The organism is Undibacterium sp. MH2W, assembly GCF_049340215.1.
Taxonomy (GTDB): Bacteria; Pseudomonadota; Gammaproteobacteria; order Burkholderiales; family Burkholderiaceae_D; genus Undibacterium.
The window spans coordinates 1-502 of the sequence record NZ_JBMPPA010000026.1; the positions used below are offsets into that span (position 1 = coordinate 1).

At 48.8% G+C, this 502-nt stretch carries 1 protein-coding gene; it reads right to left on the reverse strand.

All coding sequences use genetic code 11. The annotated features are described in order from the left end of the window. Positions 1-502: hypothetical protein (locus tag ACO0K2_RS19705; RefSeq protein ID WP_423021764.1), on the reverse strand; the 502-nt coding region annotated here is incomplete at both ends.

The following is a 502-nucleotide window of genomic DNA, read 5'->3' on the forward strand; positions in this document are numbered from 1 at the left end:
TGTTGGTATAGGTGCCAGCATTAGTACCTATCGCACCACTAGCGGTAAAGCCGCTGATGTTGGCCGCTGTATCAGAACCGACGAGTCCTGTGGCGGTGAAGCCGCTAACACTTTGCTGATTGCCGTTGTAGGTGCCACTTTGACTGTTACCGATTATGTTGACTGCGGTAGTGACAGCGTTGATCGTTGCTTTGTTATTCAGTGACCGAACTGATAGGCTAGGCAGGATGTAATTGGACGCGAGACCAGTGCCGTCAGCTAAGCCTGTAATGCCACTGACATAGTTACTTCCATTAGCAGCAACGTTGGCATTGTTGGCAGATGCTGTTCCGGTGTAGTTCAGTGTTTGTCCATTGATGCCGAGAATACTCACCTGACCTGACGATAAGTTCGTTGTGCTGTCGTAGGTCTTGGTGGCATTGATTGTCGCCGTAGCTTGATTAATCGTTACGCTGTTGGCACTGGAGTTGGTGGTTAAACTAGGTAAAACATAGTTTGATGC